23 protein-coding genes and 2 pseudogenes are annotated in these 26,851 nt (G+C 35.7%); 11 read left to right on the top strand and 14 right to left on the bottom strand.

Translation table 11 applies throughout. The features are described 5' to 3' along the window. Positions 1 to 25: 25 nt before the first annotated feature. Positions 26 to 1,129 carry a rod shape-determining protein RodA gene (rodA, locus tag OPR26_RS01040; protein ID WP_265015978.1) on the bottom strand — a complete coding sequence of 368 codons (1,104 nt, stop codon included), beginning with the start codon at positions 1,127 to 1,129 and terminating at the stop codon, positions 26 to 28. Positions 1,130 to 1,174: 45 nt separating this feature from the next. Then, positions 1,175 to 2,641, bottom strand: a complete 1,467-nt coding sequence (locus tag OPR26_RS01035; RefSeq protein WP_320157294.1) for a proton-conducting transporter transmembrane domain-containing protein — start codon at positions 2,639 to 2,641, stop codon at positions 1,175 to 1,177. Between the two features lie 64 nt (positions 2,642 to 2,705). Here OPR26_RS01035 and OPR26_RS01030 point away from each other — a divergent pair, with 64 nt between their 5' ends. The 3 genes from OPR26_RS01030 to virB9 all read left to right on the top strand — a co-directional run bounded on the left by OPR26_RS01030 (position 2,706) and on the right by virB9 (position 4,443). After that, a complete protein-coding gene (locus OPR26_RS01030; RefSeq protein WP_265015977.1) occupies positions 2,706 to 3,020 on the top strand; it encodes an NADH-ubiquinone oxidoreductase subunit NDUFA12 family protein in 315 nt (104 codons plus the stop codon). A gap of 2 nt (positions 3,021 to 3,022) precedes the next feature. Continuing rightward, entirely contained in the window at positions 3,023 to 3,478 is a 456-nt protein-coding gene (mlaD, locus tag OPR26_RS01025) for an outer membrane lipid asymmetry maintenance protein MlaD (RefSeq protein ID WP_264703084.1), read from the top strand. 185 nt (positions 3,479 to 3,663) lie between these two features. Beyond that, positions 3,664 to 4,443, top strand: a complete 780-nt coding sequence (gene virB9 / locus OPR26_RS01020) for a P-type conjugative transfer protein VirB9 (RefSeq protein ID WP_265015976.1) — start codon at positions 3,664 to 3,666, stop codon at positions 4,441 to 4,443. 7 nt (positions 4,444 to 4,450) lie between these two features. Here the strand turns inward: virB9 and OPR26_RS01015 are convergent, their stop codons facing one another. The 8 genes from OPR26_RS01015 to OPR26_RS00980 form a co-directional block, all read right to left on the bottom strand. After that, positions 4,451 to 5,047 (bottom strand): ribonuclease HII, encoded by a 597-nt coding sequence (locus OPR26_RS01015; protein WP_265015975.1) that lies wholly within the window; start codon positions 5,045 to 5,047, stop codon positions 4,451 to 4,453. Positions 5,048 to 5,052: 5 nt separating this feature from the next. Continuing rightward, positions 5,053 to 6,033 carry a phospho-N-acetylmuramoyl-pentapeptide-transferase gene (gene mraY, locus OPR26_RS01010; RefSeq protein ID WP_265015974.1) on the bottom strand — a complete coding sequence of 327 codons (981 nt, stop codon included), beginning with the start codon at positions 6,031 to 6,033 and terminating at the stop codon, positions 5,053 to 5,055. A 67-nt stretch (positions 6,034 to 6,100) separates the two neighbouring features. Continuing rightward, positions 6,101 to 7,420 (bottom strand): hypothetical protein, encoded by a 1,320-nt coding sequence (locus tag OPR26_RS01005; RefSeq protein ID WP_265015973.1) that lies wholly within the window; start codon positions 7,418 to 7,420, stop codon positions 6,101 to 6,103. A gap of 4 nt (positions 7,421 to 7,424) precedes the next feature. Then, positions 7,425 to 8,177, bottom strand: a complete 753-nt coding sequence (locus tag OPR26_RS01000; RefSeq protein ID WP_265015972.1) for a hypothetical protein — start codon at positions 8,175 to 8,177, stop codon at positions 7,425 to 7,427. A 4-nt stretch (positions 8,178 to 8,181) separates the two neighbouring features. Then, a complete protein-coding gene (locus OPR26_RS00995; protein ID WP_264702259.1) occupies positions 8,182 to 8,934 on the bottom strand; it encodes an IS5 family transposase in 753 nt (250 codons plus the stop codon). A 57-nt stretch (positions 8,935 to 8,991) separates the two neighbouring features. Then, positions 8,992 to 10,530: a collagen-like domain-containing protein gene (locus OPR26_RS00990; RefSeq protein ID WP_265015971.1), complete on the bottom strand. Its 1,539-nt coding sequence runs from the start codon at positions 10,528 to 10,530 to the stop codon at positions 8,992 to 8,994. Between the two features lie 4 nt (positions 10,531 to 10,534). Then, on the bottom strand, positions 10,535 to 11,287 hold the full coding sequence (locus OPR26_RS00985) for an IS5 family transposase (RefSeq protein ID WP_264702259.1): 753 nt from the start codon (positions 11,285 to 11,287) through the stop codon (positions 10,535 to 10,537). Between the two features lie 57 nt (positions 11,288 to 11,344). Continuing rightward, a complete protein-coding gene (locus OPR26_RS00980) occupies positions 11,345 to 11,674 on the bottom strand; it encodes a hypothetical protein (protein ID WP_265015803.1) in 330 nt (109 codons plus the stop codon). Between the two features lie 55 nt (positions 11,675 to 11,729). On the opposite strand from OPR26_RS00980, the gene OPR26_RS00975 reads away from it, so the two are divergent. From OPR26_RS00975 to OPR26_RS00955, 5 genes and pseudogenes are all read left to right on the top strand, one after another. Continuing rightward, complete coding sequence (locus OPR26_RS00975; protein ID WP_264731180.1) at positions 11,730 to 12,095, top strand: transposase; 366 nt, start codon at positions 11,730 to 11,732, stop codon at positions 12,093 to 12,095. Next, positions 12,092 to 12,502, top strand: coding sequence for a transposase (locus OPR26_RS00970; RefSeq protein ID WP_320157296.1), 411 nt, complete (start codon positions 12,092 to 12,094; stop codon positions 12,500 to 12,502). The genes OPR26_RS00975 and OPR26_RS00970 overlap by 4 nt, the downstream gene beginning before the upstream one ends. 99 nt (positions 12,503 to 12,601) lie before the next feature. Further along, the gene (locus tag OPR26_RS00965) at positions 12,602 to 12,982 is read left to right on the top strand and encodes a hypothetical protein (protein ID WP_265015970.1); all 381 of its coding nucleotides are present in this window, start codon (positions 12,602 to 12,604) and stop codon (positions 12,980 to 12,982) included. Between the two features lie 63 nt (positions 12,983 to 13,045). Further along, a protein-coding gene (locus tag OPR26_RS00960; protein WP_265015969.1) for an IS5 family transposase occupies positions 13,046 to 13,826 on the top strand; the annotation gives its coding sequence in 2 pieces (ribosomal slippage) (positions 13,046 to 13,306 and positions 13,308 to 13,826; 780 coding nt in all). A gap of 7 nt (positions 13,827 to 13,833) precedes the next feature. Then, positions 13,834 to 14,223: pseudogene (locus OPR26_RS00955) on the top strand (phage portal protein); the annotation flags it as partial. A gap of 127 nt (positions 14,224 to 14,350) precedes the next feature. On the opposite strand, the gene OPR26_RS00950 reads toward OPR26_RS00955, so the two are convergent. Continuing rightward, complete coding sequence (locus OPR26_RS00950) at positions 14,351 to 15,103, bottom strand: IS5 family transposase (protein WP_264702259.1); 753 nt, start codon at positions 15,101 to 15,103, stop codon at positions 14,351 to 14,353. Between the two features lie 505 nt (positions 15,104 to 15,608). After that, on the bottom strand, positions 15,609 to 18,329 hold the full coding sequence (locus tag OPR26_RS00940) for a PD-(D/E)XK nuclease family protein (RefSeq protein ID WP_265015968.1): 2,721 nt from the start codon (positions 18,327 to 18,329) through the stop codon (positions 15,609 to 15,611). A gap of 108 nt (positions 18,330 to 18,437) precedes the next feature. On the opposite strand from OPR26_RS00940, the gene OPR26_RS00935 reads away from it, so the two are divergent. Together OPR26_RS00935 and OPR26_RS00930 are read left to right on the top strand one after the other, a co-directional pair. Next, positions 18,438 to 21,428: an AIR synthase-related protein gene (locus OPR26_RS00935; protein ID WP_265015967.1), complete on the top strand. Its 2,991-nt coding sequence runs from the start codon at positions 18,438 to 18,440 to the stop codon at positions 21,426 to 21,428. 500 nt (positions 21,429 to 21,928) lie between these two features. Continuing rightward, positions 21,929 to 22,147, top strand: coding sequence for a hypothetical protein (locus OPR26_RS00930; RefSeq protein ID WP_265015966.1), 219 nt, complete (start codon positions 21,929 to 21,931; stop codon positions 22,145 to 22,147). 171 nt (positions 22,148 to 22,318) lie between these two features. On the opposite strand, the pseudogene tnpC reads toward OPR26_RS00930, so the two are convergent. Both tnpC and OPR26_RS00920 read right to left on the bottom strand, forming a co-directional pair. Then, positions 22,319 to 23,685, bottom strand: a pseudogene (tnpC, locus tag OPR26_RS00925) (IS66 family transposase). A gap of 618 nt (positions 23,686 to 24,303) precedes the next feature. Then, entirely contained in the window at positions 24,304 to 25,824 is a 1,521-nt protein-coding gene (locus OPR26_RS00920) for an HlyD family type I secretion periplasmic adaptor subunit (RefSeq protein ID WP_265015965.1), read from the bottom strand. Positions 25,825 to 26,090: 266 nt separating this feature from the next. Between OPR26_RS00920 and fabG the strand changes: the two genes are divergently transcribed. Beyond that, the gene (gene fabG / locus OPR26_RS00915; protein WP_253302655.1) at positions 26,091 to 26,825 is read left to right on the top strand and encodes a 3-oxoacyl-[acyl-carrier-protein] reductase; all 735 of its coding nucleotides are present in this window, start codon (positions 26,091 to 26,093) and stop codon (positions 26,823 to 26,825) included. The last annotated feature ends 26 nt before the right edge of the window (positions 26,826 to 26,851 follow it).

The following is a 26,851-nucleotide window of genomic DNA, read 5'->3' as shown; positions in this document are numbered from 1 at the left end:
AAAAACTATTAAGTAAAATTTAATTTTACTTTAGCATAGGTAAAATACAAGCATTTTGTTGTTCATCTGCTTTTATTGCCAGCAATAATCCTATGCATATTAAGCTTGCAGCAGTTGTACTTCCTCCATAGGACAGAAATGGCAATGGGTCGCCTATCACAGGTAAGAGGCCCATTGTCATTCCGATGTTTATAAAGAAATGAGCACTAAAAAAGGCGAAAATGCCGATAGATACCGACTTAGAAAAATAATTTTTCGACCTATAAGCGATAGAGAAAATTATGCCAAGTAATGAGGTATAAAGCAAAATTAAAGCCATGCTACCTAAAAATCCCCATTCCTCACTCAGCACTGCAAAAGCAAAATCTGTACGTTTCTCCGGCAAAAATCCAAGTTGAGTTTGACTTCCGTTAACAAAGCCCTTACCAAGCAAACCTCCTGAACCAATAGCTATCTGAGATTGCTGCGCATTATAACCTATTCCAAGTGGATCCACTGATGAATCCAAAAACGACAATATCCTTTGCTTGTGATAAGGACGTAAAAAAGGCCAAATAGCCGGTACTGCAAAAATGCCAAGAGTTCCACATATTACTGAATGAGATCTTTTTATTATTGCTGTGAATATAATTGACATCCCTATAAGTAACATTATTACAGCTGTGCCTAAATTAGGTTGCTTTAACACCAAGAATACGGGCAAGAAAATAATTATTACCGCCTTAAGCAATCTTTTAAATTCCATCATTTTATACACACTCTGCTTATCAAAATAACGAGCAAGTGCAAGTATTAAGCCCACTTTTGCAAATTCTGATGGTTGCAAACTAATTGATCCAATTCTTATCCACCTCGTCGCACCCATTATGTGTGAGCCAAAAAAATTTACTGCTAATAGTGAAATCGCTGCTGCTATATAAAAAAAGTAGGCGTACTTCAAATAAAAATCTAGCTCTATGAATGACATAGCTATAGCGAGTAGGAAAAAGAAGGAAAATATGACTATTTGGTGAATTGCAAATGGTACCCACTTTCCTCCAGCAGAAGAGTATTGAACAGCAATGCCAACGCAAAACAGAGCTATCACGTTAATGACTAATAACCAATGAATCTTCTTCAGCCTATCCACACTTATAACCTTAAAGTATAGTAAAATATGAAACAAAGATAAAAATCAAAAAACCAACTTCTCAACTACTAACCGAATTGGAGTGCTATATATTCCAGTTACTACTGTTAAAGCTGCCATAAACAATAGACAGAAAAGCATAGGAAATGGCACATCATTAATTTTGCCTAGTGTCATTCTAGTGCGTGACGTTGCATCATTTTCAAAATACATTTTCTCTACCATCTTCCACATATATATTAGTGCAAGAAAAGAACCGGCAGCAAAAGCTATCAGGGAAATCCACGCGCGAGATTCCATAACTGCTTTCATTATATACCATTTGCTTACAAAGCCATTTGTTAGCGGCACACCGATTAATGCTAAACTGAGTAGAGTGAACGCAAGTGCTGTATAAGGCATTGATTTCTTGAGTCCCGATAAATTCTCTATTTTTGTTGTATCAAATTTGTAAGAAATACATCCTGCAGCCATAAATAAAGATGTTTTTATTATGCTGTGGTTTACTATGTGAAGAATTGCTGCAAATACACCTGTTTTTGAGTTAAAACTCAGTGCTAAAATTATATAACCAATTTGGCTAATACTAGAGTGAGCAAGCAGTCTTCTTATATCTTTTACAGTTATTGCAGATATTGACCCAAATATAACAGCGCAAAGTGCGAGGATAATTATCACGTTGCTTAGTGATGGTTTAAATAAGAAGAAATTCTGATGGAAAACAGTATAGAAGATCCTAATGAAAACATATATCATCACTTTTGTCACTGTGCCTGAAAAGAATATGCTAATGAAACTTGGCGCCTCACTATATGCATTAATCAGCCACCTGCTTAATGGAAACAGTGCCATTTTAATTGAGAGACCAACAAAAATGAACAATGTGCCAAGTTTTATGATGTTGTTATCGTATAATGGAACTATTCTTTCAGCCATGTCAGACATATTGAGTGTTCCAGTCATTGAATACAAGAGCCCGATGCCAAATAAATAAAATGTTGCGCCTATTGTTCCACTAATTAGATATTCAAATGCTGCAACCAAGGCTTTTTTATCCCTTCCCATTGAAACTAATACATAAGAAGAAAGAGATGAAATTTCCAAGAAAACGTAAAGGTTAAATATGTCGTTTGTTACTAGAATCCCGAGCAGTCCGCTTAAGCACAGTAGAAATAGAGAGTAAAAACCAGTGATTTTGTTTTTGCTAATCTCTTTTTCGTTAATATAAAAGCTATAAAGCACACTAATCAGCGCTATAAAATTCACTAGGGTTAGAATTAAGGAGTTTAACACGTCGATTCTTAACTCTATTCCATGCGGAGGAGCCCAATTTCCAAGGTGATAAGTTATAATCTCGCCTTTATGTGTTTTAACGAGTAGTATCGATGAAATGATAAGAGTGATTGTTGTTGCAATAAAAGAAATAAACCAAGACACCTTGTGTTTCTTGGTAAGAAAGCAAAACATTGATGCAATTATTGGTATAATAACTTGTAAAATTGGTAATTGCATTAAATTGTTGTTAATATATCGTTAAAGTATTAGTATATATAATACTTTTTGTTTTAATACTCTTATGTTATCTAAAATTTGTAACGCAATAAAACGCCTATTACGAAGAGAAGATAAATTTGTAGGAAGAGATGAAAATGGAAATTCTTACTATGAATCAAGTAAAGGGAAAAGGTGGGTTATATATAGCAGTGTCTCTGAGCCTACAACAGTGCCTCCACAGTGGCATATATGGCTTCACTATACTGATAATGTAGTACCAGTTAATAATAAAAAAAGAAAAGTAAAACATACTCCTAATTTAACGGGTACAAAAGATGCATACTATCCAAACCAAAAAGTGAAAAATTACTATAAAAGCTGGAGTCCTGATAACTAAAGATGCGAAGGTCAAATATACTTGAAATAACCGCTGGATTATTTGTATTAATTTTCACTATTTTTCTAATTTTCTTTGCTATTGATAAGCTATCTTACATAAAGAAAAACTATAAGGATTGCTATAAAATATATGGTCTTTTTGCTAACGCTAACGGTATAGGAGTTGGTGATAGTGTCAAGATCTCTGGTGTGGACGTTGGAAGCATAACTGGTGTGTCACTTGACAAAGCTACCTACGTAGCACGAATCGATATGTGTATAAGCAGAGACATAAAATTGCCAATTGATAGTTCAGCTCTGATCACTAGCAGTGGAGTTGTTGGCAGTAAATTTGTTAATATATCACCTGGTTCAGATATTAAACTAATCTTGCACGGTGGTAAAATAGAGTATACTCAAGCTGAAGCAAATATGGGTGGAATAATGGACAGAATTCTTGGTATGTTTACAAAGTGAAAATGGCAGGATTCCAAGTATATCCGTTCAGGTAAAGCCTCCTGTAGTTCTAAAGTATTTAAGGAGTTTGCCTTATTTCTTGCCTTTTCTACCGCTTGCTTTGGAGTTTATAGTATAGAAAGTGCCTTAACAGTTGCAGTGCATGTCTATCAATGATAAAATGAAGATTAATTTATTTTGATATTATGATTGGTTTACTGTTTGCCGTACTGTTATTCCTCTGTGGTAGTGATGCACTTGCAAAACAGGAGCCACGTTCAATAGCTGGAGATAATCACATAAAGGTAATAAATTATAATCCACAAGCTATACATAAGTATACGGGTTTTTATGGTTATCAATCCAGCATATTGTTTGAACCAGGGGAGGTAATACAAAACCTTTCAATGGGTGATTCAACTGGTTGGCAACTCCTTCCTCAAGGTAACAGATTATTTATTAAGCCTATAGATGATATTGCCGATACTAACGCAACTATAATTACCAATAAAAGAGTTTATTACTTTGAACTTCATGCTGAAGAAGCAACTGGACTAGATGATCCAAAATTAGCATATGAAGTAAGGTTTCTTTATCCACTATTTAGCAGTGATGAGATTTACACAACAAATAACGGCGATATCTTCGAACAAGCTAGTCATACCATTATTCCTGATATAAACGACATTGAAGTTGTAAAGAAGGGCTTAAATTTTAATTATTCCATCTCGCACGTTAAAGGCAGTCAGTCAATAATACCAATTAAGGTTTTTGATGACGGAAAATTTACATATTTACAATTCAATAAAATAAACTCTGATTTCCCGGCAGTTTTTATGGTTGATTCTGCAGGGTATGAGTCTTTAGTAAACTTCCGTACAACTGACAACTACCTGATAATCGAAAGGGTAAGTTCAGTGTTTACCTTAAGGAATGGATCGAGTATAGTTTGCCTATTTAATGAAATTTCAAAAAAGGGTGAGTGATTAAAGGCTATAATGCCTGAGATATGGGTGCAAAGTTTTTTCTATGATGTTCTGTAATTCCATAAAGGCCAATAGCGTTAAGGTGTTCTTTTGTTCCATATCCTTTATTTTTATACCAATTATATTCAGGATGCTTATTGTGTAATTCTCGCATAAGCCGATCTCTCGTAACTTTTGCAATGATTGAAGCTGCTGCAATTGATGTACTCAAATTATCACCATTTACTATGGATTTCACTTGCCATTTTACTTCAGGTGGTTGATTACCATCAACTAGCACATAATCTAATTCTAGGTCCAAGTCTATCAACGCACGTTTCATTGAAAGTTTTGTTGCTTGCAAGATATTGTATGAATTTATTTCTTCTACGCTTGCCATTCCTATACCAAATTTCGCAACGGATGTTATTTTTTCATATAGGACTTGCCTACATTGAGAAGTCAACTTTTTTGAGTCGTTGATTCCATCAATAATTGTATTTCTATCAATAAACACTACGGCTGCGGATATTACTGGACCAGCTAGCGGACCTCTTCCAACTTCATCCACTCCTGCTATCACTCCTGATAATTTATTTTCTAATGTAAAGTCTGGGTATTTCATAGGTTTTATAATAAGAAAGTTATAGTAAAAACTGAACAGATAATAGAAATTATCCAAAATTTCATAACGATTGCATTTTCTGACCATCCCTTCTTCTCAAAGTGATGATGTATTGGTGCCATAAGAAAAACTCTTTTTCCTTCTCCATATTTAAACTTTGTATATTTAAAATATGATATCTGAATAATAACAGATAGAGTCTCTATTACAAAGATTATTCCAATAACGGCAAAAAGCATTTCTCTTTTAATTAGGACACTAGTTAACCCTAAAGCTGCACCTACCGACAAGCTACCAACATCACCCATAAATATTTTTGCTGGATGTGTGTTAAACCACAAGAAACTTAAAATAGCTCCTATAAATGCAATGCAGAATAAAGTAATATTCATATCTGCTTGAGTTATATATGCAATTAGCCCCAAAAAAGCAAAGGAAGTGATGACTTGAGTTGCAGCAAGGCCGTCCAAACCATCTGTGAGATTCACAGCATTAGCAGAGCCGACAATTACAAACGCAGCGAATGGGACATATAGATAGCCAAAATCAATTATTACTCCTTTAAATAGGGACGTTTTTGTAAAACCTTCAGCAGAGTATAGCTTAAGTATAAACACACCAACCAGAGCAACAATAAACTGAATAAGTATTTTGGTTTTTGCGCTTAAACCTCGATAGTGATTTGTCTTCAATTTTAAATAATCATCAATAAATCCAAGTAGAGCAAAAAATAGAGTTGTCAATATCAGCAGCAAGATTTCTGGTGTTAACTGAGCCCAGAGTAAAATTGGTAATAAAGAAGAAATCAGTATTATTATTCCGCCCATAGGTGGTATATTCTTTTTTGTTATTAAATGACTTTCTGGTCCACATGATCTAATTGGTTGCCCATCTTTACTTATTTTTTTTAGAAGCTTTATAAAATAGGGAAAAAGAATAAACCCAAAAACAAATGAGGTAAAAAATACTTTTGTAGCTAAGATCATCTAAATTGACTAAATATTATACCAACCGCTCACAAATATTGTTTGATTTTTTCCACCTGTAGTATGGTTAAAATAATTCTGGAATAGTATGAAGAACTATACTATCATCTTTTGCAAAATAAAACTCGCTACTTTCATCTGTCCATTTATACATTTCTTTTAGATTAATCTCAGAAGAATCATAAGTATCATATTCCGTTTTTTTATGATAATCGCAATAGTAAAACTTATTATCTTTGTCAAAACAACCAAATTCATCAATTAATGTAGCCATTTTCCTACCTTTTTTACCACTTATGAATTCGAACACGGCAACTGAATAGTGACCTGGAGAGCCTGGTTCAGGAGATTCTTCTGTAATAAAAAACGATGGTCGATGACTAAATAACTCGCTGAGATTTGGATTGTATTCTTTTTTTACACAATTTAAACTGATGAATTTATATTCATCTGAAACGTTCGAATACTGGGGATCGTATTTTTTGTATTCAAAGAATTCATTACCTAAAAAATTACAAAACGTTAATTTACAATCATCATCATTAAATTTAATAACTTTTAAATAGTGAAAATCTCTTGGGATAACTACCTTCTCTTGTGTAACATGATTATGATGATTATGCATAATCAATTGATCATCGAGCATGTAGTAACCTATTTTTGGTAAAGTAGCTATGGGCTTACCATTCAAGACAATATTTGCTTCATAGATATTAGTCGATAATTCTTCTCCTTTTTGCAAAGTAAATTTCTGCTTTAAGCTATATATTATTGTTGATACATCACTTATTGTTAATACATTACATTCATCTTTTGTGTATTGATACTTATAGCAGCTGCCATCTTCACACACTGGAAGACACTCTCCATTTTTGTCTGATATGTAGATATTATTATCTTCTATTGTAAAATAAAGTCCACCTTCTTCTCCTTTGATCTGTTGTAGTATTGGATCATTTTCATCATTAAAATTGATGAAGTTTAGTACTCCAGTTGTTGTACTGTTTCTAGAAATGAGTAATTTGGCACCAAAATATGGACTATCTTTTATGTGGTAAAGCAAAATCTTTATTGGGCTTGATCCAAACCCTTTTACAATATCGTCACTATTTTCACTTATGATAGCTTCTTGTTCTATAATAAGGTTCTCTTCTTCACCATTTTCATTTTTCACTTTCAGAGGTGATTTTCCCTTATATAAAACTATTTCATCACCCAGCTTCTGTAACTTTAAATCACTAATAGTATCACCCAACTCAGCCGTACCAATGTGTGAACGAATAGTATACTTGTTGTTATTAAACTCTAATCTGTAATATGCAGTAGGAAGTTTAATCAGCTTCTTATAGAGCGGATCTTTATTATCTATTCTAAATATATTTCCCATACTATTACCTTAAACAATTAACAGCCTTCAGATCAATCGCCTTGAAACTACTTGGAGGAGTAACATCGCTCATAAAACTCCTTGGCTGCTCGTTATCTGTTGCTGTTTTCTCAATATTAACAAACCCCCTTTGTTGCTCATTGTTTTCTAATGTTCTTTCCATACGATCTTTGAAAGTAGCCAAAAATCTATCAGTTTGTTTATAATTTGGACATGATTTTTTTGCAGATAAATATAAGAGTTTTAACAGCTCGTTACGACTTTCATCATTAAATAATGACCTATCTAGAATGGTTGACTGTAGTTTTACTGGATCAAAATTTAGGCTTTTCTTTGGAATGCCGCATTTTGAAGCTGTTTCTTCTAATACTTTTTCAAATCTCATAACAATATCTGCTGCATCTATTATTTTTGCCACTTGATTAAGCTCTTGTATTTTATTCTCTATTTTATATTCATCTTGTTTTACAGAAGGATAAAAGAAATTTATTACTTGAGATATAAATGAAGTTGGCCTACTTGCTCCACTTGTTACTGGTGGATTATTTAATTTTTCAATTTCCCTCTTCTTTCTACGTACAGTACAAACTTGATCTGTAGGTTTTGTTTTACAAAATATATCCTTTATCTGACTATGCAATGCTTGAGTATTTTTTTCTGATTGAAATGCTTTATCAGCAAAATTGTCAGCCTCTTCTTTAAAACCTTCAGCTTCTTTGGCGAAGATTTCAGAAGCACTTTTAGGCTCTGTGGACAAAATTTTAGAGAAGCCATACAAGAGCTCCAACAAAATTGAGAAAACCCATAAAAACCTCAGCAGTTTTATCAAATCTGGAAAAAATGCGCCTAAAATTTTTAATTTTACCAAAAAAACACTCAATCAAATGACGTTCTTTGTAGATATGCTCATCGTAATACCTTTGCACTTTTCGATTCCGTTTTGGCGGAATAACTACTGTACATCCCTTGTCTTCAAGACTTGTAACAAAGGCATTGCTATCGTAGCCCTTGTCAGCTACTACAGTAGAGTTATAGATACTTTCGGTCAACACTTGTGCCTGCGTAATTTCATTTCTTTGACCAGGAGTCAGAGTAAATTTAAGTGGATTTCCAAGTGCATCGACAAGCGCATGTATTTTAGTTGTAAAGCCACCTTTGCTCCTCCCTAAAGCTTCTTGATCCTTGGAGTTTTTTGTATATCCAGATGAACATGGATGGGCTCGGATGATCGTACCGTCGATTATAGCAACTTCTAAATCAGGCTCTTGTTTAGTATATTCAAGCAATTTTTTCCAGACATCTCTTTCACACCATCTTTTAAATCGCTTATGTATACTCCTGTAATTACCATAAGTTTTTGGTAAAAGTCTCCATTGGCAACCACTTCGCACTATGTACCACACTGCCTCTATGAATATTCTTAAACGTTTTTCATCTTTGCTGTGCATTCCTTTTACGCTTTTTATGAACTCTAAAATTTGTTTCCAATTTTCCTCTTTGATGTAATATTGCATATGGTAGTTTCTCCATTTTTTACCTATTAGGCTAAACTACCATCTTTTTCTCTCTTTTCATATTTTTTGTCCACAGAGCCTAGCATCTTCTGCTGCCTTTTTAGCATTCTGAATTTCAATTTTTGTTTTATTTATTTCGCTAAGAAACTGATCAGCCACCGCAGCACCTACCCCATCTTTTCCCTTTGGACCTTTTGGACCTAAATCTCCTTTTTCACCCTTGCTTCCAGGAGTTCCATCTATTCCTATAGGACCTACTGAACCTGTATCTCCTTTCAATCCATCTATGCCTGGCTCACCCTTGGCACCTGGAAGACCTTGTGTACCATTGAAGCCCCTCAGACCTGGCTCACCTTTTATTCCAGGCATTCCTGGTAATCCATCTACTCCTTTGTCACCTTTTAATCCATCTGTACCAGGCGCTCCGGTATCTCCTTTATCACCCATATCGCCTTTTGGACCAGCATCCCCTTTATTACCAGACACACCTGGAGCACCATCTACTCCTTGAGGACCTACTGGACCTGAATCTCCTTTATCACCTTTAGGACCTTGTATTCCTTGATCACCTTTTTGTCCTTGTACACCTTGTGTACCATTCAAGCCTTGCGGACCTATTGGACCTGTGTCTCCTTGGTCACCTTTTGGACCTGGAAGACCTTGCTCTCCTGTATCACCTTTATCGCCGATTAAACCTTTTGGACCTATGTCTCCTTTATTTCCCTTTTCTCCAGGTAGTCCATCTAATCCTGGTTGCCCTGGGGCTCCTACAATTCCAAATCCACCTTTATCCCCTTTTAGACCCTGAGCACCTTTTTCTCCTTGCATGCCATTAAAGCCTTGTAGACCTGGCAATCCATCCATTCCTGGTGCTCCAATTTCACCTCTATCTCCCTTGAGACCAAGATCACCTTTTATTCCAGGCATCCCTGGTAATCCATCTACTCCTTTGTCACCTTTTAATCCATCTGTACCCGGCGCTCCGGTATCTCCTTTATCACCCATATCGCCTTTAGGACCTATGTCTCCCTGATCACCTTTTTCTCCAGGTATTCCTGGCGCTCCATCTGCTCCCTTATCACCTTTTGGTCCTTGAACTTTTCCTGGATTTTGCTTTAATTCTTCTGAAATGCTTTTTATTAGCTCAGTACTGTTTGCAAGTTTCTCTACCAATGTATCATTGTCAGCACTACTTAGTAACGCGTCTGCTAACTCTTGAGCTCTGTTATCAATTAGTTTATTAGCTATTCCTTCGTGAATATTTTCATCATAAAGTCTTCCTATAATCTGTTGCTCTAGCAGTAAATTTCCACCTTTATCACGATATTCAAGTACTTTATTCGCAATGGTTTCATTGTCAATTAATTTTTGTGCAACCCCAGTATGCAGACTTGAACTGCCTGCAAGTTCTTCCATTAACATTTTTCCACTGGAATCAGTGAAGTTAAGCATCATCTCCTTAAACCCAGTGGCTCTAGTAGTGACTAGCTTATCTGCAACTTCTTCAGGATTTGCATCCATGCCACTATGCCCTTGTTCACCCTTTGCGCCTCTTGAACCAGAGAGGCCCTTGAAACCTCTAGGCTCTGTGGACAAAATTTTAGAGAAGCCATACAAGAGCTCCAACAAAATTGAGAAAACCCATAAAAACCTCAGCAGTTTTATCAAATCTGGAAAAAATGCGCCTAAAATTTTTAATTTTACCAAAAAAACACTCAATCAAATGACGTTCTTTGTAGATATGCTCATCGTAATACCTTTGCACTTTTCGATTCCGTTTTGGCGGAATAACTACTGTACATCCCTTGTCTTCAAGACTTGTAACAAAGGCATTGCTATCGTAGCCCTTGTCAGCTACTACAGTAGAGTTATAGATACTTTCGGTCAACACTTGTGCCTGCGTAATTTCATTTCTTTGACCAGGAGTCAGAGTAAATTTAAGTGGATTTCCAAGTGCATCGACAAGCGCATGTATTTTAGTTGTAAAGCCACCTTTGCTCCTCCCTAAAGCTTCTTGATCCTTGGAGTTTTTTGTATATCCAGATGAACATGGATGGGCTCGGATGATCGTACCGTCGATTATAGCAACTTCTAAATCAGGCTCTTGTTTAGTATATTCAAGCAATTTTTTCCAGACATCTCTTTCACACCATCTTTTAAATCGCTTATGTATACTCCTGTAATTACCATAAGTTTTTGGTAAAAGTCTCCATTGGCAACCACTTCGCACTATGTACCACACTGCCTCTATGAATATTCTTAAACGTTTTTCATCTTTGCTGTGCATTCCTTTTACGCTTTTTATGAACTCTAAAATTTGTTTCCAATTTTCCTCTTTGATGTAATATTGCATATGGTAGTTTCTCCATTTTTTACCTATTAGGCTAAACTACCATCTTTTTCTCTCTTTTCATATTTTTTGTCCACAGAGCCTAGCAATGTCTTTTCTCACTTGCGAATAAAGTATCGTGTTTCCATCTAATGCCAGTTGCCCTGGGTTACCAAATTCCAATAATTTTCTTTCTGTGATACGGTTTTTTCCAGCTAATGCTTTAAATTTTCCACTTCCATCTGATTTTAAATACCAAGAAACTAAAGTTTGATCCTTTAAGTTATGAGCGATTACAATTACATCACCATTACCAACTTTCACTGCTCTTGGTTGAGAGTAACTATTGCCCACATTTGCAGGACTACCATTATTAATATTCTTTTGTAATTTCCTTTTATCTAAGAGCATGTCTTCAAACTGAGTAGAAAGAAGTTAAGAAGTATGGTATAAGGTACATTTTAAGATGTACCCAAGCGATATAAGTGACAAAGAATGGAAGACAATAGAGCCATATTTTGAACCTAAAAAGACCGGCAGACCAAGAAAACATAGTATTAGAACAATTATTAATGCAATCCGCTATATGATGAGAACAGGATGTCAATGGAGACAACTGCCTAAAGATTTTCCACCATGGAAAACCGTATATAGTTGTAATTCGCGCTTGAAAAAAAGTGGAATATGGCAAGAAATTCATGATTTTCTAGTTAAAAAAGTAAGAGAGATGATTGGTAAAAATAAGACTCCATCAGTAGGTATAATTGATAGCCAGTCAGTGAAAACTACTCAAAAAGGGGATCCAGAGGATATGATGCTGGCAAAAAAATAAAGGGCAGAAAACGCCATATTATTGTAGATACTGTGGGTCTTGTAATTGCTGCTGAAGTACAGAGTGCAAGTATTCAAGATCGTGATAGTGCTCTAAATCTTTTTGCCCAAGCTAAATGCAAAGTTCCAACTTTACGTAAGTTTTTTGCTGATCAAGGGTACATAGGTAAATTACAAAACAGATGCTTATTGGAAACGGGATGTTTATTAACGATTGCCAAGAAAATAGTTGATACAGGATTTCAAGTTATTCCCAAACGTTGGATTGTTGAAAGAACTTTTGCCTGGCTTTCCAATTTTAGGCGCATGAGTAAAGATTACGAGCATTCTCCTCTCACCTCAAAAAACTATATCTTCTTTAATATGATCACTATTATGCTTCACAAATTAGCTCATTCTTCAGTTTGAAGACATGCTCTAAGAGAACTGGGAAATCTTCTTAATAAGAGAGCAACCCAGCAGTCCACTGTTGTAACAGCCAAAATTACTACAGCTAGAAGTGAAAAAGTGCTTCAAGATACTATTGGTAATATCGAGACACCGGCTGATGCATATGAAAATAGTAATGAAAGTAGTCTTGAAGAATCTATAGAACATAAACCATGCGAAAACAGTAATGCAATAGCTATAGAGGACAAAGATATCGCTGCTTCAATAGAAAAGCTTGATAATACTGGAATATGCGAAAAAAATGAAACTGCTGTAACAGAAACTGACATACAAGAACCAAATGCTTCCAACAGCCTTTCTTCTGCTGCATGTTTTGATAATGGATCTAGCAAAGAAAATACTGCAGACAAAAAAGAAAAACCATCAATGCAACAAAGACGAGCAATTTTGGCTAGTAGTGTTGGTGCGGCATTACTAGTCAGTAGTGTTGTAGCTTAGAACCTGTTTAAAATCTCGGAGAGATGAGGTAAAATAAGCATAGATTAATAATGAGAGGTGTCTATGCGGAAAAGTTATCCAAGTGATATAAGTCGAGAGCAATTTGAAAAAATCAGACCAATACTAGAGAGTAGCAAGAAGAAAACAAGACCAAGAAAACTTGATTTATATGAAGTATTTTGTGCAGTCTTATACGTACTGAAAAGTTGTTGCCAGTGGAGAATGTTGCCAAAGGATTTTCCAAAGTGGGAAAACATATATTACTATTTTCAAATCTGGAGTAAAAAAAATGGAGAAAAACCAAGTTTACTGGAACTGGTTTTAAAAAAAACTAGTTGGAGAGGTCCGTGTTAACAATGGTAGAAAAGAGAAAACCAGTTTCTGTATAATTGATGCTCAAAGTGTTAAAAACACAGATACTGCTGAAGAAAAAGGCTATGATACAGGTAAAAAGATTTCAGGCATAAAGCGCCATATCGCAGTTGATACACAAGGTCTGCCACATGCAATTCATATAACAACGGCAGAAGCAACTAGTGCTGTGAAAATGGTGAAAAATGCTAAAGCAAACCTCTCTGAAGTTAAAAATATATTGGTTGATGCTGGCTACACAGGAGAAAATTTTGCAACTCAAATAAAAACGACTATCGGTGCAATCGTTGAAGTAATAAAACGAAGTGAATTACATACCTTTGTTGTATTGCCAAAGAGATGGGTCGTTGAGCGCTCTTTTGCTTGGTTGGAAAAGTGTAGGCGGTTGTGGAAAAATTGCGAACGTAAACTCAACACTAGCTTACAAATGATTGTCCTTTCCTTTATTTCTCTCCTATTACGAAGATTTTAAACAGGTTCTAATAAGAAACGGGATTGAATTTAACCGACTTGGACAACGAGAGGCATATTACCTATTTAGAGAACATCCAGGTGAAGGCTCGTTTGGCGAATCAGTAAGAGTGCCAGCAAACGATGTTTTACATATCTATAGACCACTAAGACCTGGGCAGATTCGAGGAGTACCGTGGCTTTCTACAGTGCTGTTAAAGCTCTATGAACTTGATCAATATGACGATGCAGAATTAGTGAGAAAAAAGACAGCAGCGATGTTTGCTGGGTTTATTACGAGACTTGATCCAGAAGCAAACATCATGGGAGAAGGAGAGAGTAATGAACAAGGAGTAGCACTGTCGGGCTTAGAGCCAGGGACAATTTTACTGGACATAGACAGCCCCGGAGGGGAAGTAAACGGTTTATTCGACCTTTCTGACTTTATTTACGAAGCAAGGGCATTAAAAAAAATCGTAGCAACAACAAATGATGATGCTTACTCTGCTGCGTACGCTATAGCTTCTAGGCTCTGTGGACAAAATTTTAGAGAAGCCATACAAGAGCTCCAACAAAATTGAGAAAACCCATAAAAACCTCAGCAGTTTTATCAAATCTGGAAAAAATGCGCCTAAAATTTTTAATTTTACCAAAAAAACACTCAATCAAATGACGTTCTTTGTAGATATGCTCATCGTAATACCTTTGCACTTTTCGATTCCGTTTTGGCGGAATAACTACTGTACATCCCTTGTCTTCAAGACTTGTAACAAAGGCATTGCTATCGTAGCCCTTGTCAGCTACTACAGTAGAGTTATAGATACTTTCGGTCAACACTTGTGCCTGCGTAATTTCATTTCTTTGACCAGGAGTCAGAGTAAATTTAAGTGGATTTCCAAGTGCATCGACAAGCGCATGTATTTTAGTTGTAAAGCCACCTTTGCTCCTCCCTAAAGCTTCTTGATCCTTGGAGTTTTTTGTATATCCAGATGAACATGGATGGGCTCGGATGATCGTACCGTCGATTATAGCAACTTCTAAATCAGGCTCTTGTTTAGTATATTCAAGCAATTTTTTCCAGACATCTCTTTCACACCATCTTTTAAATCGCTTATGTATACTCCTGTAATTACCATAAGTTTTTGGTAAAAGTCTCCATTGGCAACCACTTCGCACTATGTACCACACTGCCTCTATGAATATTCTTAAACGTTTTTCATCTTTGCTGTGCATTCCTTTTACGCTTTTTATGAACTCTAAAATTTGTTTCCAATTTTCCTCTTTGATGTAATATTGCATATGGTAGTTTCTCCATTTTTTACCTATTAGGCTAAACTACCATCTTTTTCTCTCTTTTCATATTTTTTGTCCACAGAGCCTAAAATTTGTTTCCAATTTTCCTCTTTGATGTAATATTGCATATGGTAGTTTCTCCATTTTTTACCTATTAGGCTAAACTACCATCTTTTTCTCTCTTTTCATATTTTTTGTCCACAGAGCCTAGGGTTTCTTTTGCCTTTTTTTTCATTTGGTAAATTCCTTAATATTTATGGCTAAACGACAATCGTCATCCCGCTACGTGTTAGCGGCTGAGATACCGTGACGGTATGACGGTTCGCGGCGGCATGACGTAGAACTGCTGTCATGCAAGTAGCTGACACTGGCATCCAGTCTTTATTATGCAGCCACTTGGTTAGAATCAAGTCTTCTGGATCCCAGTGTCTGGGCACTGGGATGACACCTCTGGGCACTGGGATGACACCATTATAGAGTGAACCAGTGTCAGCTACTTACATGACACCATTTACAACCACTCCCCTACCCTTTCTAGCTGTTTATAGCTGTTAAATCTCAGAAAATATGGAGAGGCAATAAAAGGTGTGGAATTACTTAAATAATTAGATAAAAAACCAGGCAGATCATTTTTTAATTCTTGCATTTTGTATCTATAATTTTGTATAGAAACAACTTTTATTTTATCATAATCAAGTTTCCAATAAGCAAGTTCTGAGACTTCTCTTTTTGTTATATGTTCTACCGCTAAGGCTTGTAAAATTAATTGCGGAAAAAACCCCGATATCACTTCTTCATTGGAAGGTGGTGAACCAAGTTTATAGTCTATAATTGCTACTTGCCCACTTGGTAGATACTCAACTCTATCACATCTTGCTGTCAGTGAAATTTCTTGTGGCCTATTTGTCATCCAAGCAGTTTCATACTGATCACAAGAACCAGTGTCACGCGCTGGAATATGAAATATCGGACAGGTAAAACTCTTTTCCAACTCAACATAATTGCTTCGAGTCTCATCAAATTCGACAAAAGATTGAATTATCCTTTGCAGTCTTACCCACCACATATTTGAAAAATTAAACTGACTAGTCGAGAATGCTTCTCGTGCAATGCTCATTGGCGATTTTTTGTTGCGTAAATATCTTGCAAGAATGTTGTGTACCATAGTGCCAAATTCCAATATCGATGGCTTAAAATTCAAGTCTCTTAATTGTTTAAGGCCCAGTATATATTCAACGTAAAATGAATAAGGGTTGCGGATTAGCTTTTCTATTGCACTGCAAGACATCACCTGCATTTTTTCTTTTCTAACTTCAGTTTGAGGTTTTGGCATAGGCTGAGTACATGGAACAGTACATTCAGGCGTATTTAACACCCTCAGCCAATCACGATACGGCTGTTTCCCCTCCTTAAGCAGAATTTCCAAACGCTGCAATAGAATTGGTTTTCTATGGCTTAGCGATCTTGTAATATAAACCTTACTTGCACAAAACAAATTGTGTAAAGTATAAAAAAAATACCCCTGCTCTTCTTGCGCAGAAGGAAGGTTAAATTTTTCTCTCGTAAGTGCATTCAAAAGCGGCCCTTGAAAGCTTGGCGCTTCATTAAATCCAGCGAGTATTACAACTTTATTGTGATATAAGCTGAATTTATTCAAGTCATTTGCTACAGAAAAAAACTCTTTCTCTAAAAATAAGGTCAGAATTTGGCTATATAACTCTAAGGAGCATTTAATTTCTACACCCTCACATGCATTTGAGAAATTACAGGTAAAATTACCTATTTCACTATTTAGCTCTGAAAAATTTATACCAGATAATATATTAACACACTGCAAATGAGTTGCCACCACATCAGAAATAGAGCAATTTATAGAGTTAAGCAAAAGATTAAGTATAGCCTCTAACCTATTGATAATAAGTAATATATCCTCTTTATGTTTTAGCTTTTTATAGGTATTAATAGCATCTATAATATCTTTAAGGCCATTTGTACTAAAGTTGCGTAATATCTCTATTTCAAATTCAGATAAAATCCGAGAGTACTCTTCTTGAGTGTAACCAAAAGTCACTAGCCTATGTTTAAGGAGCGAAAGTAATGCCACACTGCTCCAATTTGAGGTCAAAACTTCGATACTATAAAGTAGAAGCGTTATATAAAGATAATTTTCCGGTATAGCACTGTGTTGCCTTGATAAACATGCTATACGAGCTGCAAGTAATTTATCAAAGACAACCAAAGAAACGTTTTCATAACCTTCATTCTCTATAATTAATGATGTCACTTGTGCTTCTTCCTCTCTGGAATCACAAGTGATGACTTCAATATTGCCAATATGGCCATTACTAACTTTGCTTAGATCGGCAGTTGTATCAAAGATGCAATCAAGATATTCCGCAGAACCTCCTGTCATCCCAGTGCCCAGACACTGGGATCTATAGATTCCAGCGTCACGCGCTGGAATGACACCAATGTGTGCTTCTGGCAGAAAACTCACATCCCTTCTATCTACATTTAAATAATCCAACAAATCTTTCAGGCAATATTGATAATGTTTTTTATCAAGTAATTGCCAATCTTTCTCTTTAATTTTCAAATTCAGATTAGGCAAAATTATTTTTCCAAACGGCAGGTCATATATAGCCTTAATTAACGACTTATCCTTTCCAATTCCAACAAAGATTATATTTTGGTCTTTTTGTAAAGAGATTATCATATTGTTTATGTAATCACTCTTATGTTCTAATATATCTACTACTCCTAAATCTTTTAAAATTTTATTCCATGTTTCAATAAGTAAATTTATGAAACTCTCTATTTTTTTTGAACGTTCATCGAATTGATAACAATCCGTTGTTTGGGTAGATTGAAGCAATGATGGCAGGCTATAAGCTAAATCAATTGGGAAATTATCATTATTTTTTCTATTCCATTCCAATATGAATTGAATGAGTAGCAGCGTCCTCTTTGTTGGATTGATAACTTTAACTCTATCCAGATTTAATATTAAATCCTCCTCATCAATGTTCTCTAGCGAAACTATCTCTGGCAAAATTATGCATTTTTTAGCGTTGTAATTCTTGAACGCACTCAGCAGCGCTATTACATCCCTTTTGCAGGGAAGTATGATCTTTATCTCGGGAATTTTTTCTCTTTCATATTCAGAAAATATGTGCTGAACCAGCACATCAAAAAGGGATTCATCCACATTAACGGTAAAAACTCTTCCCACTAACAGTAACAATTAATACAATACTTTTATTGTATAGAAATTATTTAAAATATAAATGTGCTCGCAGTTTCTTATGCTATGATATATTAAAGTCTTTCACAATATTACATGGCAAACATCAGAATAGAAGTTTTAAATAAATGTGAGCAAGTTGGCCGCAGAAGGGTAGTTAATGTTTACTTGATTTACATAAGCAAAGAATTACCATCAAAATTACATGAAGAAATTTGTGGGCTATTTTATAATAAAGTCATACAAGACTGCCGTTATTATTCCTACAATGAAAACCTTGAAGAAGTTCAATATAACTTCATAGAACCACAAGCAAAGTGGGGCTTGGAGATAAGCTTTTTACCTGGCATGACCGATAATGTAGGCAACACAGTGAAACAAATTGTTAGAGAATATTTAATAAACAAGAACTACATTGATGAAAATGTTTGTATAAAAGCAAGAAGTTCAAAATTGATTCTAAGTCAAGCAACTGAAGATGATATAAAACAAGAATTCAACCCTATCACTGAGTATTGCATTCTTGTTTATAAAGAAAACAGCAATTGCCGTTGGAAGTATTATGGTAAATCGAATGCCTCACCTGGTGTCATCCAGTACTTGGATCCAGGAAACTTCAAGCAATTGTATAATGAAAACTGGATTCCAGTGTCAAGCACTGGAATAACAGAAGGTAGGGTTGGGATGACAGAGGATAGTACTAAGTCTGTTTACCTCAACGTGAGTGACCAAGAGCTTGAAAAGATCAGCAGAGATGGAATCGATGGTAACGGCACTTTAGGGCTCTCGCTGGCAGCAATGAAAGCTATAAAGGATTACTTTAAAAAACTCGGTAGAAATCCATATGATATCGAACTTGAGTCTCTGGCACAGACTTGGTCTGAACATTGTAAACACAATATTTTTTGCTCCCCTATTGATGAAATAAAAGACGGTCTATATGCTCACTATATTAAGCGTGCAACGCGTGAGATAAATTCTGACATATGCGTGTCAGTTTTCTCCGACAATGCCGGAGGAATAATTTTTGATGACGATTACTTAATCGTAGATAAAGTTGAAACTCACAATAGCCCTTCAGCTCTCGATCCTTTTGGTGGAGCAATGACCGGAGTGCTTGGAGTTAATCGTGATATAGTGGGTTTCGGGAAAGGCGCGGAGCCTATAATGAATACCTATTACTTTTGCTTTGCCAAAGAAGCAAAAGGCAAATTTTATAGGGATAAAGAGCGCACTGATGAGATCTTACCGCCAAAATATATAATGAAAGAAGTGATTCACGGTGTTAATGTTGCTGGTAATTGCTCTGGTATTCCAACACAACTTGGATCGGTATATTTTGACGATAGATTTTGTGGAAAGCCGTTAGTCTTTGTTGGCAGCGTAGGAATTATTCCGCGCAGTATAAATAATGTACCTTCGCACATCAAAGGGCCTAAAAACGGCGATAAAATCGTAATTATTGGTGGAAGAGTTGGAAGGGACGGAATTCACGGTGCAACTTTTTCTTCAGAGGCATTGTCGGGAAACAGCCCTTCAACAATCGTACAAATTGGTGACCCTATAACACAAAAAAAATTATCCAATGCCGCTTTGGAAGCAAGAGATCTTGGTCTTTATAATGCAATAACGGACAATGGAGCAGGCGGTCTATCATCGTCTATTGGTGAAATGGGAAAAGACGGATTTGAAGTTGATTTGAGCAAGGTTCTCCTTAAAAACGATGGTATGGCTTCGTGGGAAATATGGATATCAGAATCACAAGAGAGAATGACCTTAGCAGTGCCAGAAGAAAATCTTCCTATGTTTAAGCAAATTATGAAAAAACATGATGTGGAGGTTTGTGTGATTGGAGAGTTCAATGAGAGTGGTAAAGCTGTTGTTAAATGTCCTGAAGGGAAAGTAATAATGGACATCGAAACTGAATTTCTGCATGACGGTAATCCCAAAGTGCATTTACAAACAAAGCCGTGGTCTAAGGAGCCTGCTGTCATTCCAGCACACAACACAGTAAATCAAGAGACTGAACTAAAAGAAATGCTAAGCAGACCAAACATACGCAGCAAAGAGTTTATAGTGGTGCAATATGACCATGAGGTTCAAGGATCGTCAATACTGAAACCGCTGCAAGGCAAAGGAAGAGTGTGCAGTGAAGCTGTTGTCTCAAGGCCAGTTCTTTCTTCAAACAAAGGTGTTGTAAAATCGCAAGGATTTGGCTCAAGTTATGGAGAAATTGACACTTATCACATGGCAGCATGTGCGATTGACACTGCCATACGCAACTACGTAGCTGCAGGAGGAAATATAAATCATCTAGCGTTGCTCGATAATTTTTGCTGGTGTGATGCTTATAATCCAGAAAGGCTATGGCAACTAAAGAGAGCTGCAGAGGCTTGTTACAACTTTGCAACTGCATTTAAAACACCATTCATATCCGGAAAAGACAGTATGTTCAATGACTTCAAGGGATATGATGAAAATGGCAAGAAAGTGATGATCTCTGCACCACCTTCATTACTCATCTCAGCAATTGGAATTATAGAAAATATTGAAAATGCGGTATCGCTTGATGTGAAAATGCCGGGGGACTTAATATACGTGCTTGGAGAAACACTTGATGAACTTGGTAGATCTGAATATCAGTTATATAGTGGAATAGGTAATAACAACGTACCAAAAGTTGATGCAAAGAGCGCTAGGAAGTTGTATGAGTGTTACAACCAGGCAATAAAAGATGGCATAATTGCCTCTGCAATTGCACCAAACTTGGGCGGATTAATTATTGCTCTGGCAAAATCGCTAATTGCAGGAGACCTTGGTGCTGAAATCGATCTTTCACTAGTACCAATAGGAAAAACACAAAATACAGACATAATAAACAAGATAATAATGTTTTCTGAATCGCAAAGTAGAATTTTGGTTACTATTGCACCACAAAATCGGAAGAGGTTTGAAGAATTGTTTAAAGATGCGGTTTATTCATGTATTGGCAAAGTAACAGAGAAAAAGGTGCTAAACATAAAGGATGTTTTAAAAGTAGATCTGAAAGATTTGGGAAATAGTTATTATATAGCTAAAGTAACTTAGGTTTACAGACGATTTGATAAACGACAAACTTGTCATCCCGCTGCTTGTTAGCGGGATCTAGAGATACCGCGGCGGTATGACCCTGACTTGCACTAGCTATAGCATGTCAGTTTAAAATATTTTTTTTGATTATGCTAAATAACTCTTTTACTATATGTAATGTTTATTTAGAATGAATGTATGTTATTAATTTTGGGTAGATAATTATGTCTATTTTATCGATACTCCTGTTTATCAGTCTTTCTTTACTCAACACTTCAAATAAATTGATGATATGTGCTGCCTTATTTGTGGGAGCTGCTTTAGTTGTAAATTCAATGGTTGAATTTTATGGCAAAAGCAAAGCTACGTACAGCTTAATAGTGTGTACAGCGCTATGTTGTGTTTTTAAATGGCAAAGTTTTAATTTGATGATATTGATTTCATATACTGCAATTTTAGTCTCTCTTCTCTCAAGCATAATTATTTTTGAAAAATTGAAGTCCAAGTTGAATTTTCATATGGCAAATTTCATTACTTTAATTATAGCATCAGTGGTTGATAGTGCCGTTGTATGTGTTGGATTACTATACAAATTTTCTGCAGGTAAATGCTTATCAATATATATTAGAGATTTAATTTTTAAGTTTTCTTATGTGTCAGTATTAAGCATCTGCTTGTTTGTAGGAATGTATTTATTTTGCTTGGCGAACAAGAAGTATTTTAAGATTTCCACATAACCTGTTTTCTGATATAGCTTCTAAGAAACTCCCTCAACTAGTTCATCTTTTTGAACTAGTTGAGGGAGTTTCTTAGAAGCTAGTATTCAAATTCTCCCTTGTCAATTTGACGTTTCTTGCTGTCTTAAACGCTTTATAAGCGCGTTTCAGGTATCCGTTCAGGAGAGTGGTTTAAGAAACAATAGATAGGAGATTTTGGGAAGGATTGAGACCCCTTTGTTTCCAAGTTAAGTATAATGAAATTATCCGCTCAAGTTCCCCGCTTTGATTGTGTAAAATATGAGTTTTTGCGATAAACGACATAATGCCGAATTTGCCGTTCAGCGTGGTTATTTGTCAGCGGAATATTTTCTGGGTCATCTAAAAATTTCCACATCATTCTTTCAGATCTCAGAACATTTTTTGCAACTCGAGAGGCTCCAATTGCTTCAGGTAAACGAGATATCTCCTTCAAGTAATACTTTGTACGTTTTCTTAATTTTCTGGCACGTCTGACAAACCTCAAAACATCTATTTCACTTTTTAGTAAAGCTTTTTTTAGTGCAAATAATTCAGTGGCCACGTTTCTCAAGTAACAACCCAGAACTTTAACTTCAACTATGTGCTAATCTTTCAAAATCTCTTGATAAATGTGCCCAACAGATTTGCCTGTTTTTATCGGCAAAATAATTGTATGCTGCATACCTGTCAGTTATTACCAAGCTATTGCGATTGCAGAATTTACTATTTTGTAAAACTTTCATTCCTCTTGACTCTGTAAATTTTACAAAACTTGCCGTATTGCTTGCAAACATCCAACACCAAGCGAGTTTACCTTTGTTATAATGGCTCGTTTCATCAATATGTAAAACTTTACTTCTACTTATCTCTTGTTCGATTTGCTCATATGTTTTTTCGCATTTTGATGCAACTCTGTGTTCACTGTTTGATATGCTGCCAACACTTATATTCAAATTAAAAATGTCATTTATAATGCTAGCCACTTCGCGTTTTGAATTCTTGTAAAATCCCCTGAGTGCTGCAATTATCGATTTAACTTTTGGACCAAATGTATCTGATGTAACACCTTCTGGTAATTTGCTGCTTCTTCTTTTTCCGCACTTCCGACAACGGCCATGCTCTAACTGATACTCTACTATATACGGCTTAATTTCTTGCAGATCAACTTTCTGATGAACATATGGTTTTTCACATACTGCAATCTCCCCTCCGCATTCGCAAGTATTAGGCAACTCTATCTTTACTACTTTATCTGCTTCCATTTTGGCACGAAAACTTCCTTTATGTCCAACCTGACCGCCAATATTCCTTTCGCTTTTTGGCTTGTCCTTTTTTATTTTATATAGCTCTTTTGAGCTAGGCAGAGATGAGTTTTTTGAATTTAAGCCAAGCCTTTCCTTTAATTCAGCGTTCTCTATCTTTAAAGCCTTGTTCTCTGCTTTTAGACTTTCATTCTCTCTTTCCAGCCTTTCTATTTTTGCTTCTAACTTTTCTATTTTTTGCTGTAAATTTTTGCAAAGTTCTAAAAGGTTTACCATATTACCTCACTTTTGCTCTATGATTATCTTTTTAGATCACCTTGTCTACCTTATTCTGCCACTCCGCTGAACGGATACAACTTACCAAACGAAAAAAAGGCAAAAGAAACCCTAGTCATTGTCTATTTTCAGTATTGGCGTTTTTTTATGTTTTTTACACTTAGTAACCGCGACTCAGCTGCATTTAAACTGCAACTAACCTTTAGCTATAAACATTAAAAAATTTACTAAGCAGAAAAAAAGGCAAAGAAAACCTAGGGTAGCTAGTATTCAAATTCTCCCTTGTTCTATTTGACGTCTTTTGATGTCTTAAACGCTTTATAAGCGCGTTTCGGCTTGTATAGGTAGAAACCCAAAGCTTTATAAAGACATGAGGTGCACATAGTGCAAAAAATTAAGCATGATTTACGCCAAATACAAAGTTCCCTTTGTCGTTTTAATCTGCAGATTGCGAAGATAAATAAATAGCTTCAATTTTATGATAAGGGGACTGGCGAAGTTTGTCAAGCAAGTTTTTGTTTCTATTGGATGACAGTTGTGGCCTGTGCAAGAAGCCTATTGTCTAACTATATACCTAAATTTTATTACGGCACTTTCACTACTACTTTAACGAGTGAGCTACCTTTCTATAAAAGACCTATCGACTGTTGCAATTATAGGCGTAAACAAGAATGATAAAAGAGTACGAGACTGAGTAACTACGTACACTTCTGCTGGCATACCAGGGTATAGGTATACATTTTTAAACTGAGCAAGCTCTGACTTTGGTATCACCACGCGCACTGAATAATAACGCCCTAGTCTTGGATCATCAAGAGCATCAGGAGAAATATGGCTTACTATACCACTAATTAAACTTAAACGACGTGCACTGTAAGCACTTAACCGAACTTTAACCTTTAGTCCTTCTAGCCCATCAATAGAGACTATGTTGCTATCTTTCTTTTGTGCTGACAGTACCTCTTCTATGTTTCTGGTCTGAATTTTAGCATCTATTATTAAGTCATCATCCGATGGCACTACGCTCATGATCGGAACTCCAGATTGTATAACACCACCTTCAGTATGGTATCTTATATCTGTAACTATCCCATCTTGAGGGGATTTAATTATTGTACGTGCCAGTGAATCTTCAGCAACCATCAGCCTCTCTTTCAAGTCTGCAATAGACGTACTAACTTCCTTAAGTTCAGCGTTTGCTCTTTCTTGAGAATCATTTTTTACGTTTATAATTTCTAATTCGTTCTCTCCAATTTTTTGCTGCACTTGAGATATTGCAGAACGGTAATGTCCAACTCTGCCTTCAATTTCAGCAAACTGTTTTTCTAAAGCTAAAATGTGTGGTTTGCTTATATGGCCACTATCAAGTAATTGTCTTTTTGTTTCCAACTCCTCAGTTATCAAGTCATATTGCTTATGAGCTGCATTTAGTTGAAAGTTTAGCCCCGCTAATTCATCATTTAACTGCTTTATACGTTGTTGCAGTATGTCTGTTTTTCCCAATATGCTCTTTCTCTGAGAGTTGAACAACTTTACTTGATTCTTTATCGCTTTCTTTACAAGTTCATCGTGAGATAATTTTTTAACCTCATCAGGAAACTCGAGCGTGTCTAAATCTCCTCTGATTGCAATAAGCCTTGCTTCTGTTGCTAAAAATGATAAGAGCTTCTCTTTGATAATACTTAAATTCGCCTTCTCGTTAACATCACTCAACAAAACTAGAGGCTCATCTTTTTTAACTGCTTGGCTCTCTTTGACTAAAATTTTGTTTATTATTCCTCCACCCAAGTGTTGAACTATTTTCCTATTTGAAGATACAATAACTTCTCCACTTGCATGCACCGCACCGTCAATTGGAGCTATAGCCGACCAAATACCACCTATCCCAAAAAAGATGAGTATTACTACCAGACCAAAAAATAGTGGTCCCCATGTTACTCTCAGAACTTCATTTACGTTATTACTTTCGCGTTTTAAAATAAAATTTATCACTGCATCAATCAATGCAAATGTCTTATCCAAAAATTTTGGGTACTTCTTCTTTTTATTTCTTGCTCCTTGCATATTTATATTATCACTATGGCCAATCAGGCCTGTCAAAGAAAATCTAGCGCTAAGCTTTTTCAACTTACTTATCATAATACTACTGTGAATTTGTGTTAACCCAAGATAACACACAAAAACAAAGAATCTATAATTTAGGCATTCCATTTAGACTGCAGAGCACCAGAATAAACTATTTAGTAACAATTCCTGCATCAACTATGTTTTTAAAATTTTTTGACGTTTAACTTTATTATAACTTTTCCTTTATTTTGTGAATATCTGAGTTACTTATATTATGTAAGAAATCTATTGCCAACCAGTCAATATTCTGTTAGGAATTAAGATAATATAAAGTTATTATGTTTAAATTGGAAAGCAGAAAGTTCCTGATTACTGGCGCATCAGGCGGAATAGGGCAAGCAATTGTAAAAATTATGCACAAAGCCGGAGCAACTTTATGTATTTCTGGCACAAAAAAAGAAGTGCTCGAAGAAGTTGCTAAACAATATGAAAAAAATATGCACATACTCCCTTGTGACTTATCAAATGCTGAGGAAGTAAATCAACTAATAAATAGAGCAAGTGAGTTGATGGAAGGCTTTGACGGGCTTGTATGCAATGCGGGCATTACGCGAGACAGTTTATTATTGAGGATGACAGATGAAGCATGGCAAAAAGTAATTGATATTAACTTGAGTTCTACATTTAAGCTGAGCAGAGAAGCATGCAGGAAACTAATTAAGAATAATTGGGGAAGAATCATAAATATTTCCTCAATAGTAGGGCTGACAGGAAACGCCGGGCAAGCAAATTATGCAGCATCTAAAGCTGGAATAATAGCTATGAGCAAATCTATAGCAAAAGAAGTTGCAAGTCGTAATATAACAGTAAATTGTATTGCTCCTGGGTTTATAGATACTAAAATGACTGAAGTTTTAAATGATGGACAAAAGGGAAAAATATTAGATAATATTCCAATGAAAAGAATGGGAACAGGGGAAGAAATAGCAGCAGGGGTCTTATTTTTAGCAAGTGATGAAGCAAAATATATAACAGGACATGTGCTCAACATTAATGGTGGGTTATTTATGTAGCAACACTTATGTATGGACAAATTATA

This window comes from Wolbachia endosymbiont (group A) of Anoplius nigerrimus, from assembly GCF_947251795.1.
Taxonomy (GTDB): Bacteria; Pseudomonadota; Alphaproteobacteria; order Rickettsiales; family Anaplasmataceae; genus Wolbachia.
The sequence above is the reverse complement of the archived record's forward strand: the minus strand, read 5'-3'. Positions and strand labels throughout refer to the sequence as shown.